Here is a 16,590-nt window from a genome sequence, read left to right on the forward strand (position 1 = left end):
CCGCCGATTGTCGCCGGTAGTGCGCAACTGTGCCCGCTGTCGGAGACCGACTGAGCAGACGACTGCTAGAACGCCAGCGCCGCCAGTGCCACGAAGCTCAGCATCGAACCGATACCGGCTCCGTACACGGCCCAGCGCCACACCGGTATCGCGAGCCATCGCATGACCGTCGGTGCCGCACCCGCGACGACGATGATGTTCAGACCGATCGCGAGGAGCGGATGAATTCTGGCCAGTTCCAGACCGAAGGTCGTCAGTGCCACCCCGACGAGCGCCGCCGAGATCACGGCAATCGGGATTCCGGTCCAGCGGACGTCCGGGTCGTGGTCGGTCACGTCAGGCGCACACGTTCGTAGAACCCCATCGCCGCGGCCGTCGCAACATTGAGTGAGTCGGTGCCGGGAGCCATCGGAATGCGCGCGCGAATGTCCGTGGCGCGCATGGCATGTTCGGTCAGACCCGGCCCCTCCGCGCCGAGCAACAACGCCACCTTCTCCCCCGTCATCGCCGCCGCCAGCGACACCGCAGTCGGATTGGGTGTGAGCGAAATCAGCTGAAAGCCATGCGCGCGAACGCGATCGAGGCCGCGCGGCCACTCGGGCACCTTGGCGAACGGCACCCGCAGCACATGCCCCATCGATACCCGCACCGACCGTCGATAGAGCGGATCCGCGCACGCGGCCCCGAACAACACGGCATCCACGCCGAGGCCCGCCGCGTTACGGAACATCGACCCGAGATTCTCGTGATCGTTGACGCCCTCGAGAATCGCCACCGTCTTCGCGTCGGCCAACACCTCGTCGAGATCGAGGGCAGGCGGCCTGTTCGCCGCCGCCAACACACCACGATTGAGATGGAATCCGACGACCTCGGCCATCACCTCCGCGGACGTCCGATAGAACGGGACGTCGGAATCCGCCAGATCGTCGCGCAACGCGTCGAGCCGTCGATCCACGCCCAGCAGGCTGATCATCGGGAAGCGCGAGGTCAGCAGTCGCTGCGCAACCAACACACCCTCCGCGATCACCAATCCTTTGCCCTCGGGCAGGTCGGGCCGCCGATCCGACGAGTTGAGATCGCGAAAATCGTCCAGCCGGGGGTCGGAGGGGTCGTCGACATCGATTACATGAACCACCCGCTCATCTTGTCACCCGGCATTTCTGACGGTCCGTCGGCGAAGGCCTCCCTCTGTATGGCAGTTTTTTCGGGTCGTTCCGCGGGCTCCACTCCTGTATGGAAAAGTAAAGAACGATGACTACCGACGAATCGATCACCATCCGCACCGCCACCGACGACGACTGGGATGCCGTCGCGCTGCTCGACGCACACGCATTCGGCGAGCACCAGAACGCCGAGGACCTGGCCGAGACGCAGATCCTGACCCAGTCCGAGCACGTGTACCTGGCGTGGGACGGCGAGACCCCGGTGGGTGTGGCCATGCACTTCCCGATGTCGGTCACCGTTCCCGGTGGTGCGCAGGTCGAGGCGTCCGGAGTCTCCTGGGTGTCGGTCGCGCCGACGCATCGTCGACGCGGCATCCTGCGATCGATGTTCACCCAGCAGCACCGCGCTCTGAACGACGCCGGGGCACCACTGTCGCTGCTCACCGCCAGCGAGGCGACGATCTACGGACGCTTCGGCTACGGGCCGATAACCGAGGAGATCAGCGTCTCGATCGACCGTCGATTCGCGCAGTTCCGCAAGGATGCTCCTCCGGCGACCGGTGTGCGGCTGATCGAATCGGCCGAGGCCACCGAACTGCTCCCCGACATCTACCACCGCTGGCAGCAGCAGACCGCAGGCGCGCAGCCCAAGCCGCCGATCCGCTGGGAGCGGTTCTTCGCCGACCGAGAGAACCGACGCGGCGGACTGACGGCTCTGTTCTTCATCGTCCATCCCGACGGTTACGTCGCCTACCGACGCGGACGCAACCCCAGCCGGGTGGTGGTACAGGAATTCATCGCGGTGACCGATGCCGCCTACGCCGCGCTGTGGCAGATCCTCGTCGGGGTCGACCTGGTCGACACCATCGAGGTGCAACAGTCACGAGACGAAGCCCTGCCGTTCCTGCTGACCAACAACCGACTGCCGAAGGTCACCGGACACCACGACGCACTGTGGGGCCGCATCATGCACGTCGAGTCAGCGCTCGAGGCACGCACCTACGCTCTCGACACCTCGTTGATCATCGCTGTGCGAGATCCCTTCCTCGATGCGGGCGGTACCTATTCGCTCACCGTGACCGACGGCCGAGCCACCTGCACCCGGGTGGAATCCGAACCGGACATCGAACTCGACATCGATGTGCTCGCGAGCATCTACTTCGGCACCCATCGCGCCCGCTTGTTCGCCGCGGCCAACCGCCTCACCGCACGCAACGACGCGTCACTGCACGCATTGGACCTGACGTTCGGAACCGCGCGCCCGGCCGTCATGGGTTGGGGTTTCTAGACCTACCTGTTCGGCGCATCGAGTGCGGTGGCCGAGCCGCCGTGCATCCAGAGCGCCGCGCCCAGGGTCACCGAAAGCAGCACCGTCACGTAGGCGATGAACTCGACACTGCCGCCACCGCTGGTGGCGTGATAGATCAGCGGTGCCGTACCTCCGAAGAGGGAGTTCGCCACGGCGTAACCGAAGCCGACGCCCAGCGCACGAATGTGCGCTGGGAACACTTCGGCCTTGGCGATGCCGTTCACCGACAGGTAGCACGTGAGGACGACAAACGCGCACACCAGGATGACGAAGACCGCCGGCGGGGACGTCACCCGGGTGGTGGCCAGCACCAGCGCTCCGGTCGCCGGTATCCCCAGTGCTCCGAATGCGACGAGCAGCGGCTTTCTTCCGATGCGGTCGCTCAGTGCACCGCCGACCGGCTGCAGCACCATCAACACCACGAAAGCAGCGAACACGAGACCGGTCGCAACGAGCTCTCCTCTGGCACCGTCCGCTGCGAAGAACGTCTCGCGAACGACTGAGGGGACCGTGACGGTGTAGGTGTAGAACGCGGCACTCCCGCCTGCGGTCAACAAGAACACCCAGACGAGCGGACGCCAGTGATCGCGACACAGCGCCTTCATCGTGGCGTCACGGTCCGCTCGTGGTGCTCCCGCTTCACGGGGCGCACGATCGAGTCCGCGAGCCCACCACAACGAGGCGACGCCTGCCGCGCCTCCCGCGGCGAAGGCGAGGCGAAAGCCCCATTCGGAGATTGCCGCGCGGTCCGTGCTCGCGAGGAGAACAAGCAGACATGCCTGCGCGAGCACGAGGCCGCCGACGATGGTCGCGGCCTGGAACGAGGCGAAGAATCCGCGATGCCCTCGCGTGCCCGATTCGGAGAGCAGCACCGTCGCCGCGGCATATTCGCCGCCGGTTGCGATGCCCTGGACGATGCTCACGACGGCGAGGATCACCGCGGCCCAGGCCCCGATCGCGTGGACGGTGGGAGTCAGTGCCAGAGCGACCGATCCGGCCGACATGAGCGTGACCGCAGCGACGAGCGCGAACTGTCGGCCTCGCACGTCCGCGAGCCTGCCGAACAGCCACGAACCGAGCGGGCGCACGACGAAGGTCAATGCGAAGAGTCCGTAGACGTACACGAGTGAATTGGTCGAAGCCGGATCGAAGAACTCGGTCCGAAAGTACGGCGCGAACGTCGCATAGAGGTACAGGTTGAACCACTGCACCAGGTTCGGTACCGAACCCGCCAGAATGACGCGTACCTGCGTACGACGGTCGGGGCTCACCGGCTCGGTGCGATTCACGTGCTGAAAATACCCGAACTCCCGGCATACCGGGCGCTGTCGAGAGCACATGACTTTTGTCATGGCCGGACCGTGACGGTGTCACTGCAGATGATGATGCGCTGCACTGTTTTCGGTGATCCCGGCCCAGCAGACTCGTAGTCATGAAGCAACCAGACGAAGGAAACCTGTTCACCGATCTGATGGAGCTCGGGCCGGCTCCGACGATGGCACGTGAGATCGTCGTCATCGTCATCAGCATCGCGATTGTCGCGGTGCTGTTCGCAATCGTCGGTACGTCGCTCCCGGCGTTCGTCGCTCTCGGCGTCATCGTCGCCTTCATGGGCGTGCGGTTCGTCATCGGACTCCGCCACTGGGAGAAGCAATCATGACCATCATCGAAGTCAGTGGCATGACTCGCCGCTACGGTTCGGGCAAGAACGCTTTCGAGGCCGTGAAGGCGCTCGATCTGAAGGTCGCAGAGGGCGAACTGTTCGGCCTACTGGGTACCAACGGTGCCGGCAAGACGTCCACTCTCGAAGTGATTCAGGGACTTTCACGGCCGAGCGAGGGCACTGTGCGGATTCTGGGAATGGATCCGGTGTCCGACCGCCGCAAGGTCCGACCGTCGCTGGGCATCATGCTGCAGAAGGGCGGCCTGCCCCAGGATCTGACCACCGCGGAGAGCCTGCGCATGTGGGCGGGCACGTGCAGCAATCCGCTGCCGACGGACGAGGTGCTGGGGCGCGTCGACCTGGCCGACCGCGCCGATACCCGGGTCAAGTTTCTCTCCGGCGGAGAGCAGCGCAGGCTGGATCTGGCGTGCGCCATCATCAGCCGCCCACGAGTGCTGTTCCTGGACGAACCGACCACCGGACTCGATCCCGAAAGTCGCCGCAACACATGGCATCTGATCCAGGAGCTGAAGAACTCCGGCGTGACGATCATGCTGACGACGCACTACCTGGACGAGGCCGAGTCGCTGTGCGACCGGCTGGCGATCATGCACCGCGGCGCAGTCGTTCGCAGCGGAACGGTCGACGAGGTGGTCGCCGACCATCCGGCGAAGATCGAACTGAAGGCCCCGGGCACGGCGTTGCCGTCACTGCCGGGTACCGACATGGACGTCTCGGGAGACACCGTCTCGATCCGGACGTCCTCGGTACAGGACACGCTCACCGACTTGTTGGTGTGGGCCCGCACCAACGGGGTGACCCTGCACGGACTCGACGCCCGGGCGGCATCGCTCGAGACCGTATTCCTCTCCATCGCAGACGAATTCGACAATCCCGAATCGACACACACGAAAGTGATGAGCGCATGAGCACGATGACCGCACTGTCACGAGCAGAGTTCACACTGCTCGGACGCAACCGAGTACTGCTGTTCAACGCGATCGTCATGCCGTTGATCTTCCCCATCGCCCTGCTGATCGTGGGTAGCCGCAGCGACGACGGATTGACCGACGCAGGCGTCGGAGCCGCACTGGAGATCTTCGCTCTGTTCCTGCTGGTGTTCATGGTCTACTACAACATGCTCTCGGTCTACGCCACGCGCCGAGACGAGTTGGTACTCAAACGACTTCGCACCGGAGAGAGTTCGGATGTGCAGATCCTGCTCGGACCGGCCATCCCCTCGCTGATACTCACCGTGGTCCTCGGACTGATCGTCGGAGCAGTGGTGCTGGCCTTCGGCGGACCCGTTCCCACCAACGCGCTACTGGTCGTGGCCGCCCTGTTCGGCGGTGCTGCGCTGTTCGCCGCCCTGGCCCTGATCACGTCGGCGTTCACCCGCAATGCAGAGGCGGCGCAGATCACCAGCTTGCCGGTGATCCTGGTCGCCATGGCCGGCTCCTCACTGCTTCGTGACGCCCTCCCGGACTCGTTCGGCAGGGTGATAGAGCTGACCCCGATGGCCGCAGTCTCGGACCTGTTGAACCTCGGCTGGTTCGGCACCACAAGCCCGGGCGACGCGTCGGCCGGGTTCGCCGCCACCTTCACCGAAGCCGGAATGCCGCTGCTGGTGATGCTCGCCTGGATCGTCGGCAGTCTCCTGATCGCCCGCACGCACTTCCGTTGGGAACCGCGGTCCTAGATCGCGTCATTCGTCGACCGTCTGCAAGGCTGGGGATCATGAAGCTGCACCAGTACCTCAATCCACTGCACGGCTGGAACGACAGCAGTGCAGTGGACAAGGTGCGCGTCTACACCCGCCAGTCGTTCCTGCTGATCTCCGTCGGTGTCGCCGTCGGTGCGATGCTGACATCTCTGCAGTACGACGACTATCGGTCGATGGCGGCAGCAGCCGTGTGTGCGGCCGCCACTTTCGTGGTTGTGCAGCGCACCCCCGCACTCGGCGGCGAGTCGACGGCCGACCCACGAATCCCGTTGGCAATCGCGGCGGTCGCCGCCGTGGTGCTGGTAGCCGGAGGGACCACGAGCAACGCAATCTGGGCCGCCGTACTCGTCACCACAGCGGTCGCGACCCTGATTCCGTTGCGTTGGTCCCTCGCGGCGGCTGTGGCCGCTGCTCTGCTCGCGGCGGCTCTGGGAACACCGGCGGTGGACACCGTGATCCTCGGCATCTTCATCGCCTTCATGGCCTTCACGGTGCAACTGTCGGCATGGCTGCTGCGCATCGTCACCGAACTCGATGCCACTCGCGACGCTGCTGCCGCGCTCTCGGTTGCCGAGGAACGTCTGCGCTTCTCTCGAGATCTGCACGACGTTGTCGGACGTGCGCTCTCCGCAATAGCGGTCAAGAGCGAACTCGCCGCAACGCTGGCTCGCCGGGGTGACGATCGAGCGGCGGGCCAGATGGACGAGGTTCGCATCCTGGCCCAGGAATCCATGGCCGACGCTCGAAAGCTGGTTCGCGGCTACCGATCGGTCGATGTGGCGTCGGAACTCGACGGGGCTCGATCCCTGCTGTCGGCCGCAGGTATTTCCACCGAACTGGTCGGTGAGACCTCGGTTCTGTCCGAGCGCGCGGCCGAGGCGGCCGCCTGGGTGGTCCGTGAGGGCGTGACGAACATTCTGCGCCACTCGTCCGCCACTTATTGTCGAATCGAGCTGACCGACAACAGCATTCGCCTGATCAACGATCGTCCCGGTGCATCGTCCGAGCGCGACGACGGCACCGGCCTGAGCGGGTTGCGCGAACGATTGGTCGCCGTCGGAGGAGCGCTGAACACGGAGAAGACGAGCGAGGAATTCACCCTCACTGCGACGTTACCGACATCGCCCCAGAAGCCGAGGACCACACCATGATTCGAGTACTACTGGCCGACGACGAGAATCTGATCCGAACCGCTCTGGCGACCATGCTCGATCTGGAGGACGACATCGAAATCGTCGGGCAGGCCGACTCCGGCGAGAAGGCGTTGACCGTCGCAGCCTCTCTCGCCCCCGATGTGGCCGTGCTCGACCTGCAGATGGGCGGGATCGACGGCATCGAGACGGCCCAGAAGATCGCCGAGACGCTGCCCGCCTGTGCGTCGATCATCGTCACCAGCCACGGTCGGCCGGGCTACCTGAAGAAGGCGCTCGAAGCGGGCGTACGCGGGTTCCTCCCCAAGACCACGTCGGCTGCCACGCTGGCCGAGGTGGTGCGCACCGTCCACGGCGGCGGTCGCTACGTCGACCCCACGCTGGCCGCGGAAGCCATCGGAGCCGGAGACTCTCCGCTCACACCACGCGAGGCCGATGTGCTCGAGTTCGCCGCGGACGGCGCGTCGATCGCGGAGATCGCACGGCGGGCTCATCTTTCGCCCGGCACCACCCGCAACTACCTGTCCGCTGCCGCTGCGAAACTGGGGGCAGCGAACCGGCACGAGGCCTGCGCTCTCGCTCGACGCCACGGCTGGATCTGAATCACCGTCACACTTTCGTGCTCACGGCGACAGTATCGAGGGTGGGGAGCCAATGACCGTCCGCGGGCCGTACCACGGTGATCCGCAAATTGTTGTGCCGCAGTAGATACACCGCCGCGAAGAGGCCGGTCGCCAGAGAGATGGCCCCGCCGAAGAGCAACGGTGCCCGCGGATCCAAGGCGTCGGCGAGCCAACCGAGAACCGGACTGCCCAGCGGAGTGCCGCCGAGGAAGCACAGCATGTAGATGCCCATCACGCGTCCGCGCATGTCGGACGGCACCGACATCTGCAGAATGTTCATCGCCGACGTCGTGAACGTCAAAGTCAGGGCGCCGGTGGGTATCAGCAGAAGCGCGACGAGCAAGTAGTTGGGCATCAACCCGACGATCAACTCGAAAGCTCCGAATGCGATGACGGCACCGATGAAAAGACGCAGCCGCGGTGCGCTCGCCCGCCGTGCAGCCAGAGTCGCTCCGGCCAACGTGCCGACCGCCAGCGTCGTCGAGAGCAGTCCGTAGGCGTCCGCTCCGCTACCGAACGTGTTGCGCGCCAACACCGACAGACTCAGCGGGAAGTTGAGGCCGAACGTCGAGACCATGAAGACCGTGGCCAGCAGTACTCGTAGGTCACCGCGCCCCCAGACGTAGCGAAATCCCTCCCGCACCTGCCCTTTGGCGCGTGGGGCAGGTTCGACGCGGAAGAGTTGACCGACGTTCATCGCCACGAGGGCACCGAACACCGCCGCGAACGACACGGCATTGATGAGGAACACCCAGCCGGTGCCGACGAGGGTGATGAGCACTCCGGACACGGCAGGCCCGACGATGCGCGCCATGTTGAACGTCATCGAGTTCAACGCGATCGCATTGGCGAGGGTCTCTTTGCCGACCATCTCGATGGTGAAGGATTGCCGCACCGGAGCGTCGATGGCGGACGAGCAGCCGAGGATGAACGCGATGACGTACACGTGCCACAGCTCGACCATCCCCCCGACGTCGAGCACACCGAGCACCAGACCGCAGACCGCGGCGAACACCTGGGTGATCATCAGGAGCTTGCGCTTGTCGTATCGGTCTGCCAGGACCCCACCCCAGACCGAGAGGAACAGTGTCGGCCCGAACTGCAGGGCCATGACGATGCCGACGGCGAAGCCGTTGCCGCCGGACAGCGTCAGAACGAGCCAGTCCTGGGCCACCCGCTGCATCCACGTGCCGACCAGCGAGACGATCTGCCCCGACGCCCACAATCGGTAGTTGTGAGTCTTCAGGGCGGCGAACATCGTCGAGCCGGAGGAACGGGAAACAGGGGCCACCGTTCAGATAATAAACCTAGGTAACTACTCGGAGTCGCTCACGAGGGCCCCGATGATCGTCACCGCGTCACGGAGTGTGTCGAGCTGCTCGGGTCCGAGGCCTGCGAGTTGCGCGGTCATCCACGCTTCGCGGGCGCTGGCCTCGTCGGCGATCAGCTCTCGCCCGGCCGGTGACAGCGAGACGATCACCTGCCGCCCGTCGGTGGGATGTGGGGTGCGCGCCACCAGACCGAGTTCGGCCAACGACGCGATCACCCGCGTCATCGACGGCGGCTGCACCTTCTCTCGCGCGGCCAATGCACCCGGCGTCATGTCACCCTCCCGACTCAGCGTGGCCAGAGCCGACAGCTGAGTGAGCGAGACTTGCGAGTCCACTCGCCTACCCCGAAGGTGGCGAGTCAGCCTCACCACCGCAAGCGACAGGTCGCTTGCCAATTCCCGATTGTCCTTCACAACATTTCCCGACGTCACAGCGCAGAGAATACGCCCTGGTACCGACCTCGCATCATGTAACCGCCTCGGTGATGGGTCCGACGGCGAAATATGCGACGAACAGCAACGCCACGATCCACAACAGGGGATGCACCGACTTCGCCCGACCGGAGCCGACCGCGAGTATCACCCAGGTGATGAAACCGACGCCGATCCCGTTGGCGATGGAGTAGGTGAAGGGCATCACCACGATGGTCAGGAAGGCGGGCAACGCGTAATCGAAGCGCCGGAAGTCGATGTCGAGGACCTGTCCGATCATCAGCGCACCCACAACGACCAGTGCCGGAGCGGCCGCTTCGATCGGAACGACGGCCGTGAGAGGGGTGAAGAACATGGCCAACAGAAAGAGCAATCCGGTGACGACGTTGGCCAGTCCGGTACGCGCGCCCTCGGCGATCCCGGAAGCCGATTCGACGAACACGGTGTTCGACGACGCCGACGCACCGCCACCGACGATGGCTCCGGCCCCCTCGACGACCAGGGCCTTGCCGATGTTCGGCAATTTCCCGTCCTTGTCCAGTTTCGCTTCCTTGCCCAAACCGGTCATCGTGCCCATCGCGTCGAAGAAGTTCGCGAGCACCAGCGTGAACACCAGCAGGCTGGCGGCGAGCACGCCGATGCGCGTGAACGCTCCGAACAGATCGACGTTGCCCACCAACGACAGATCGGGAGACTGAATCAACTCGGTGGGCAGCTGCGGAACCGACAGGTTCCAGCCCTTGGGGTCGACGCCGTTCGACGGACCCACGTCGGTGACGGCCTCGACGATCGCCGCCAGCACCGTCGTCACCACGATGCCGATCAGCAGACCGCCGCGCACCTTGCGCACCACCAGCACACCCATCAGCAACAACCCGAACACGAAGATCACCGTCGGCCACGACGCGATGGACCCGTCGATGCCGAGCCCGACGGGAACCGTCGTGCCCGCGGCGTCGGGGATGCGGCGCACGAAGCCGGAGTCGACCAGTCCGATGAAGGCGATGAACGCGCCGATGCCTGCGGCGATCGCTGCCTTGAGCTCGGCCGGGATCGCATTGAACACCGCGGTGCGGAATCCGGTGACGGCCAGGAGCACGATGATGATGCCGTCGATCACGACCAGCCCCATCGCCTCGGGCCACGTCACCTGCGGTGCGATCGTCACGGCGAGCAGTGTGTTGATACCCAGGCCTGCTGCGATGCCGAAGGGATAGTTGGCGATGATGCCGAACGCGATGCTCATGAATCCGGCCACCAGCGCTGTCACGGCGGCGACCTGGGCGACCGGCAGGATGTTGCCGAGCACGTCGGTCTTGGCGGCCGCGTCGTCGGCGGAGAAGCTGCCCAGGATCAGCGGATTGAGGACCACGATGTAGGCCATGGCCACGAAGGTGACCACTCCTCCTCGGACCTCGGATCCGACCGTCGAGCCTCGTTCGGTGATCTTGAAGTAGTTGTCGAGTAGCCGCGACGACAGTTGCATGAGCGAACGATAAAGCACACCGAAGCACTTGGGTAACCGCAACGGCGCAGCCGAGACACGCGGCAGTGGCGTAACTTGAATTTCGTGGCCGACCTCCCCCAGATTCCGCGCAGCCTCACCGATCCGGTACCTGTGTTGGCGATCGGCATCCTCGGCTGGATACTCGCGTTGGTGGTGTTCACCGCCATCGGAGGTGGGGGCGGCGACGCACTGGCCACGTGTTGGTGCGGCATCGCAGTCGGTGCCGTAGGGTTCGGAATCTTCCTGATGCAGAGAGCGGCGTCACGTCGCGGGAGCAAAACCGCCCAACGCGGCCTCGATTGAGATCAGAATCACGTTAGCCCGGTCACCACAGGCCTCTGACGTGGGCAAACTAACCCCTCGACCGGTTGAGTAACACAAAGTTAACGTGGACCATGGGTTATGTCAGAAAAAAACAACCTCTTGATCCACGAAAGCCAGGCCATGAAGCTCGTCTCTCAGTACCGCACTCGCCGCAACCACGTCCGCTCGCTCCGCGCCCTCTACGCACGCGCCAACGCTGTCTCCAGCCCGGCCATGCGCGACGAGCTGCTCGTCATCGCACAGCGCTCGGATTTCTCGCGCTGATCAGCCTGACGGCATAGATCCAACCCAGCCCCCACAGGGCACCGAACACCCAGCCTGCCAGCACGTCCGTGGTCCAGTGCGCACCCAAGTAGATCCGAGAGAATCCGATCAGCAGGGACGCGAGCACGGGAAACACGAGCAGTACCGGCCGATGCAGCCACGGAGTGGACGATCGCAGCATCACCGCGATCGCCACCGTGGCAAGCACCATCGACATCATCGCGTGGCCCGACGGAAACGAATGGCTCGCAATGTCGACCAGCCGCTCCGGAAGCGGTGGACGCTCCCGCGCGAACGCGAACTTCAGCGCATTCATCAGACCCCATCCGGTCAGCATCGCGCCTGCGATCACGACGGCATCCGATCTGCGTCCGACGCGAAGCAATGCAACGACGCCCACCGCGGACAGCAGAAACATCGACACCGTGTTGCCGAGCGTGGTGATGATCCAGAACATCGTCGTGACCCACCCGACCCGATGCCCGACCATCCAGTCCAGGATCACACCGTCAAACCCCACGAGGTCGCTCCCAACTCTCCGTGCAATGGACCGTTCCGTCGGCGGTCACCCACCACGGGAGTGTCCGCTCGCCGCTCACGTCACCGGACAGCCGCACCACGAGTTCGCGATGCACCACCACCCCGCCGGACGGCAGCGGCAATCCCATGACCGCACAGGCCGATACGGCTCCGGGTTCACGATCCCAGGAGCTGACCCGTCCCACTCCCAGCACTTCTCCGCTGATCGCCTCCGACGCCGACCTGATGTCGAGAACGTCGGCCAGTGCCGCAGCGGTAGCCATGTCCGAGAGCACGGCGACCTCCGGTGGTACCACGCTCGCCAGCCACGGGGCGTCGATCACCAGCGCATCCGACGCGTCCACGACTGCGCCGCCGAGCGTGCGGACACGATCCGGGGGATCGATGTCCGAGACCTCGATGCGCCGCTCCACCACAGCGGTGGCGATGAGCGTGTGGGTTCGCGCGATCACCGCAGGGGTCGGACTCCGCTGTGGATCCGACAGCGCTGCCAGCAGCACGCGAGCAGTATCGGCGCTGTCGCAGATCGACGCGCTGAGCACCGCCTTCAGTTCGTCGGCACGCGGATGATCCAGCGGATCGAGCAACCCGGCGAACGTCTCGTCCGACGGTGCCCGAAACGCAATCGGACGCGAACCATGCACTCGCGCATGGCGTCCGATCCACCACGCGGTGTAGCCGTCCCGATCGGCCAGTGCCGCACGGGTGCTCGGGTCGTCCAACAGTACGGTCAGAGCCTCGGACCAGCCGTCCGATCGAACGAGGTCGAGATCGCGAACCGCCAAGAGTGTTTCCGGCTCCTCGGACAGCCCCGACCACCATGCCGACTCGTCGTCGAGATCGTGATCCGGCCCGGTCGGCAGTTCGTCACGCACCACCGAGAACCCCCACCCGACGCCCACTGCTCGCAGCGCCCGCTCACCGAACCTGGCCACCACCGCAGGCGCGAGCACACCGAACGGCGAATCCCGTATCAGCAGATCCGCCAACGGCGCTCCGGGAAGCAACAATTCGTCGGCGCTGCGCAATTCACCCTCGTCGTCTTCGAGGGGCAGACCGCCGAGCCAACCGGGTAGTTCGCTCGCCTCTGCCGCCAGCGCGAGCACGGCCGAGACCAGACCGTCGACCTCCTCGCTCTCGTCCCAGTCGAGATCGTCCAGCGCAGCCTCGAGCGCCGGGTCGGTGAGCAGCTCGGTCGCAGTCGACTCGCGGGCACCCAGACGCGACAGCAGCGGACTCACCGCTTCCGGGTGCACCAACCTGACCCAGGTGACCGCAGCCGAGGCGTCGGAGCCGATCACCGTCGTCCGCGGACCGGTCACCGTGCGACCGTCCGCGAGCGGAACAGGCAGCGCTGCAAGCTCTTCCGCAGCCACACCGTCGACCACGAGTGGGGTCAACGCGTCGAACAGTCGCCGCCACCAACTCGGCTCGCGATCGGACCCACCGACCATCTCCGCCAGCCTCGCCAACCCGATCCGGTGCACACCCACTGCCGCGAGCGCCGACGCATGCCGTGCACCCGACAGTGATGCGTCGACCAGATCGGGTACGACACCTGTCAGTACCTCGGTGAGTTCCTCGGTGGCGTCGGCGACGACGTTCGCCCGCTCGGGCACCAGATCGCGTCCGTCGACACCGGGAAGCCATGGTGCGCAGGACAATCGACGAAACACGAGTTCACGCAGCGCACCGTCGACCTCGCTGCGAGCGAATCCGACCTCGGGCACGAACGACACCCTGGATGCGGCAGGCAGCGAGGCCACGAAGTCCACGTACCCGTGCGCTACCGCGTCGAACGAGACACCCGGCAACACGCGTCGCCGATCGGGTTGCATCGGTACATCGGCAATGACCAACGCGGGCAACGAGATCAGCTCGTCCGAGCGCGTCGGAGCGCGCAACACATCGGGCGGAGAGGGAACGGGCAGACCGTCGACGACCGGAGCGAGCCAGCGGGCGGCCGGGGTGGTGAACTGCCGCCAGGTTCGCGCGCCGATCGTGACCTCGGAGGAGTGGTCGTCCAATTCGATTCTGCTGCAGTCGATCACGACGCCGTCGATCTCGATGGAGTTCAACGCCTCCAGTTCGAGCAGCAGGTCGACGGACTCGTCCACAAATCCTGACGCAAAAGAATCCGCCGCCACATCGGCTCGCAATGTCAACACGATCTCGGTGTCGAAGCCGTCGGCCGGCGAATCTGCGACAGGCCATGCGAGCCGCAGCACCGGCACTCCGGTGTCAGGCAAGGGCATGCCTCGCCCGGCCAGCGCCTCGAGCGTGCGCCGTGCACTGAACGCCACGCCGCCGCCACGGGAACGCAGCTCGATCTCGTCGGACACCGAACGCACTGCGGTGAACCCGACCCCGAACTGCCCGACGCCCGGGTCCGTCGAGCCCTTGGCCGAGGCCCGCAGCGCCGTGAGGGCGTGCACGCCCGAGACATCGAGCGCTGCACCGGTATTGGCGACATGCAGAGCACCGAACTCATCGGTCCACACGGCCAGCCGACCCGGGACGCCGGCGCGCTGCGCGGCGTCCGCCGCGTTCTGCGCCAGCTCGGTCAACAGACGATCGCGGTAACCCCCGCGCACCAGATCGAACTCGGACGCCGAATCCTCCCGAAGCCTGGTGGGAGAAGAGCCCCACGCCGCGAGAATCGACTCCCGCAGCGACTCGGTGTCGAACGGATCGATCAGCTCGGAGATGCCGAAGCTTCTTCCTGCGCAGCACGATCGGTGGTAGTCAACGCATCGTCGGCGACGGGTTCGGCCTCGTCGACCGCAACGACCTCGTCAGCCGGCTCTTCGGAGGCAGCCTCTCGTGGAGGCACCGACGCTTCCGGGGCAGCCTCGTCCGTGTCGGCCTTCTCGATGCCGTCGGTCGTCTCGGCAACAGCAGCAGGCTCGACCGGGGCGACCGGCGAGGCGATGACGTCGAGTGCCGCGTCGTCGTACGGCTCGAATTGCGGCGATCCGGCTCCGGTGGGAAGTTCGGTGTCCGAATGCGCTCCGCAGCCGTACTCGGCGTGCACCACGTGTCCGTCGGCCGCGAATTCGTTGCCGCACACCCCGAATGCGGCGGACATGGACCCGGCGATGGGGAGGTAGAAGCCACACAGCCCGCAGGTCGACGGCGCAGCCTTGGCCATCTCGGTATCGGGCCCGAAGTCGCCGTCGTGCCAACGCTGGGCGGCGTCGAGGCGTCCTTCGAGGCTGATGACCTTGCTTCGGCCGAGGCCGATCTCGCCCGCCACCTCGTCGATGGCGGGGTCGCCGGATTCGACGTACCCGGGTACGAGCCGGGGATCGTCCTGGCGCGGAGACAGCAGATCGCCGGGTCCCAGGTCGCCGGGACGGATGCGCTCGTCCCAGGGCACCCAGGTCGGTGCCACGAGAGCGTCGGGGCCCGGGAGCAGAACCAGCTCACTGACCGTGGCGTGATCCGCGTCCTCCGGGGCGGCGACCACGACGGCCCACTGCCATCCGCGGTACCCCTCGAGATCGCTGGCGAACCGGTGCGTGGCCGCACTGGCGTCTTCGGCGGTGACTCCGAGGTACTCGCCGATACCGCCCTCTCCCAGGTCGAGCAGAGCCTGCCGCGCGAGGTCCACGGCATCGGCCAAGACGGGGCGGATGGAATCGAGCTCTGGAGAAGATACGAAACTCACACATTCAGTTTGCCGCATCGACTCGGTGACGCCCAGTTCGGGCTGCCATCATGGGTGCAATGACCGTCCGTGCTCGCACCTACGCTGCCCTCGTGGCCTCGCTGCTGGCCGTGTCCGCCTGTTCGTCGACGACGCAGCCGACCCCGGTGACGTCCGACTCGGTTCCGACACTGACCACCGAGATCCTGCGCGAATACGACCGCGGTGACGACGCCTTCACTCAGGGCTTCGAGATCGACGGCGACGTGCTCTACGAGGGCACCGGATTGGAAGGCTCGTCGTTCGTCAGGCGGACGTCGCTCGAGACCATGACCGAACTCGATCGCGTGGATCTGCCGTCCGACCTGTTCGGCGAAGGCATCACCGTCGACGGCGACACGCTGTGGCAGATCACCTGGCAGGACGGTGTCGCGATCGCCCGAGACCGGGACACTCTGACAGAACGACGCCGAGTGAACTACGAGGGCGAAGGCTGGGGGCTGTGCACGCAGACGCCGGACAACCGCCTCGTCATGAGCGACGGCTCGTCTACCCTCACCTTCCGCGACCCCACGTCGTTCGAGGCCGAGGGCACCGTGAACGTCACACTCGACGGCAATCCGGTGGAGCGCCTCAACGAACTCGAATGCGCCGACGACGGATCGGTGTACGCCAACGTGTGGCAGACGTTCGACATCATGCGCATCGACCCCGAGACCGGCGCGGTGACGGCCGTCATCGACGGCACCCCACTGTGGGATTCGATGTCGGCCTCCCAACGAGGGGGTGCCGACGTGTTCAACGGCATCGCACAGATCCCCGGCACCGACCGGTTTCTCGTGACCGGCAAATACTGGCCCACGATCTTCGAGGTGCAATTCACCGATACCGCGCCGGTAGGACAGAATTGAC

18 protein-coding genes are annotated in these 16,590 nt (G+C 65.6%); 9 read left to right on the top strand and 9 right to left on the bottom strand.

The genetic code is table 11. The features are described from left to right. Positions 1 to 65: 65 nt before the first annotated feature. Both CH291_RS03670 and CH291_RS03675 read right to left on the bottom strand, forming a co-directional pair. Complete coding sequence (locus CH291_RS03670; RefSeq protein ID WP_068047820.1) at positions 66 to 335, bottom strand: DUF2537 domain-containing protein; 270 nt, start codon at positions 333 to 335, stop codon at positions 66 to 68. After that, positions 332 to 1,135, bottom strand: a complete 804-nt coding sequence (locus tag CH291_RS03675; protein ID WP_094639386.1) for a TrmH family RNA methyltransferase — start codon at positions 1,133 to 1,135, stop codon at positions 332 to 334. The genes CH291_RS03670 and CH291_RS03675 overlap by 4 nt, the downstream gene beginning before the upstream one ends. A 116-nt stretch (positions 1,136 to 1,251) precedes the next feature. On the opposite strand from CH291_RS03675, the gene CH291_RS03680 reads away from it, so the two are divergent. Continuing rightward, a complete protein-coding gene (locus CH291_RS03680) occupies positions 1,252 to 2,451 on the top strand; it encodes a GNAT family N-acetyltransferase (RefSeq protein WP_068047825.1) in 1,200 nt (399 codons plus the stop codon). 2 nt (positions 2,452 to 2,453) lie between these two features. On the opposite strand, the gene CH291_RS03685 is transcribed toward CH291_RS03680, so the two are convergent. Then, positions 2,454 to 3,761: an MFS transporter gene (locus tag CH291_RS03685; protein WP_179276434.1), complete on the bottom strand. Its 1,308-nt coding sequence runs from the start codon at positions 3,759 to 3,761 to the stop codon at positions 2,454 to 2,456. A 143-nt stretch (positions 3,762 to 3,904) separates the two neighbouring features. Here CH291_RS03685 and CH291_RS03690 point away from each other — a divergent pair, with 143 nt between their 5' ends. Genes CH291_RS03690 through CH291_RS03710 form a run of 5 tightly spaced genes read left to right on the top strand, consistent with a single transcriptional unit; the run spans position 3,905 to position 7,611 of the window. Continuing rightward, complete coding sequence (locus tag CH291_RS03690) at positions 3,905 to 4,132, top strand: hypothetical protein (protein ID WP_176460371.1); 228 nt, start codon at positions 3,905 to 3,907, stop codon at positions 4,130 to 4,132. Beyond that, positions 4,129 to 5,064: an ABC transporter ATP-binding protein gene (locus CH291_RS03695; protein ID WP_094639383.1), complete on the top strand. Its 936-nt coding sequence runs from the start codon at positions 4,129 to 4,131 to the stop codon at positions 5,062 to 5,064. Before CH291_RS03690 ends, CH291_RS03695 begins: the two co-directional genes overlap by 4 nt. Further along, complete coding sequence (locus CH291_RS03700; RefSeq protein WP_068047845.1) at positions 5,061 to 5,834, top strand: ABC transporter permease; 774 nt, start codon at positions 5,061 to 5,063, stop codon at positions 5,832 to 5,834. The genes CH291_RS03695 and CH291_RS03700 overlap by 4 nt, the downstream gene beginning before the upstream one ends. A 38-nt stretch (positions 5,835 to 5,872) precedes the next feature. Continuing rightward, positions 5,873 to 7,009: a sensor histidine kinase gene (locus CH291_RS03705; RefSeq protein ID WP_094639382.1), complete on the top strand. Its 1,137-nt coding sequence runs from the start codon at positions 5,873 to 5,875 to the stop codon at positions 7,007 to 7,009. Then, positions 7,006 to 7,611, top strand: coding sequence for a response regulator transcription factor (locus CH291_RS03710; RefSeq protein ID WP_094639381.1), 606 nt, complete (start codon positions 7,006 to 7,008; stop codon positions 7,609 to 7,611). Before CH291_RS03705 ends, CH291_RS03710 begins: the two co-directional genes overlap by 4 nt. 7 nt (positions 7,612 to 7,618) lie before the next feature. Here the strand turns inward: CH291_RS03710 and CH291_RS03715 are convergent, their stop codons facing one another. Genes CH291_RS03715 through CH291_RS03725 form a run of 3 tightly spaced genes read right to left on the bottom strand, consistent with a single transcriptional unit; the run spans position 7,619 to position 10,880 of the window. Then, on the bottom strand, positions 7,619 to 8,890 hold the full coding sequence (locus CH291_RS03715) for an MFS transporter (protein WP_094686743.1): 1,272 nt from the start codon (positions 8,888 to 8,890) through the stop codon (positions 7,619 to 7,621). A gap of 57 nt (positions 8,891 to 8,947) precedes the next feature. Further along, the gene (locus tag CH291_RS03720) at positions 8,948 to 9,376 is read right to left on the bottom strand and encodes a MarR family winged helix-turn-helix transcriptional regulator (RefSeq protein ID WP_037188786.1); all 429 of its coding nucleotides are present in this window, start codon (positions 9,374 to 9,376) and stop codon (positions 8,948 to 8,950) included. A gap of 52 nt (positions 9,377 to 9,428) precedes the next feature. Next, positions 9,429 to 10,880, bottom strand: coding sequence for an NCS2 family permease (locus CH291_RS03725; RefSeq protein ID WP_068047858.1), 1,452 nt, complete (start codon positions 10,878 to 10,880; stop codon positions 9,429 to 9,431). A gap of 84 nt (positions 10,881 to 10,964) precedes the next feature. Here CH291_RS03725 and CH291_RS03730 point away from each other — a divergent pair, with 84 nt between their 5' ends. After that, positions 10,965 to 11,204, top strand: coding sequence for a DUF2530 domain-containing protein (locus tag CH291_RS03730; protein ID WP_094639379.1), 240 nt, complete (start codon positions 10,965 to 10,967; stop codon positions 11,202 to 11,204). Positions 11,205 to 11,345: 141 nt separating this feature from the next. Beyond that, positions 11,346 to 11,489, top strand: coding sequence for a hypothetical protein (locus CH291_RS26665; RefSeq protein ID WP_156516107.1), 144 nt, complete (start codon positions 11,346 to 11,348; stop codon positions 11,487 to 11,489). On the opposite strand, the gene CH291_RS03735 is transcribed toward CH291_RS26665, so the two are convergent. The 3 genes from CH291_RS03735 to CH291_RS03745 form a co-directional block, all read right to left on the bottom strand. After that, the gene (locus CH291_RS03735) at positions 11,458 to 12,009 is read right to left on the bottom strand and encodes a phosphatase PAP2 family protein (protein ID WP_179272258.1); all 552 of its coding nucleotides are present in this window, start codon (positions 12,007 to 12,009) and stop codon (positions 11,458 to 11,460) included. The two genes, CH291_RS26665 and CH291_RS03735, sit on opposite strands and share 32 nt — an antisense overlap. Further along, entirely contained in the window at positions 11,999 to 14,623 is a 2,625-nt protein-coding gene (locus CH291_RS03740; RefSeq protein WP_373455103.1) for a sacsin N-terminal ATP-binding-like domain-containing protein, read from the bottom strand. Before CH291_RS03740 ends, CH291_RS03735 begins: the two co-directional genes overlap by 11 nt. Positions 14,624 to 14,724: 101 nt before the next feature. Continuing rightward, the gene (locus tag CH291_RS03745) at positions 14,725 to 15,717 is read right to left on the bottom strand and encodes a DUF3027 domain-containing protein (RefSeq protein ID WP_094639377.1); all 993 of its coding nucleotides are present in this window, start codon (positions 15,715 to 15,717) and stop codon (positions 14,725 to 14,727) included. Between the two features lie 41 nt (positions 15,718 to 15,758). On the opposite strand from CH291_RS03745, the gene CH291_RS03750 reads away from it, so the two are divergent. Beyond that, the gene (locus CH291_RS03750; protein ID WP_373455104.1) at positions 15,759 to 16,589 is read left to right on the top strand and encodes a glutaminyl-peptide cyclotransferase; all 831 of its coding nucleotides are present in this window, start codon (positions 15,759 to 15,761) and stop codon (positions 16,587 to 16,589) included. The last annotated feature ends 1 nt before the right edge of the window (position 16,590 follow it).

Source organism: Rhodococcus sp. 14-1411-2a, from assembly GCF_002259485.1.
Taxonomy (GTDB): Bacteria; Actinomycetota; Actinomycetes; order Mycobacteriales; family Mycobacteriaceae; genus Rhodococcoides.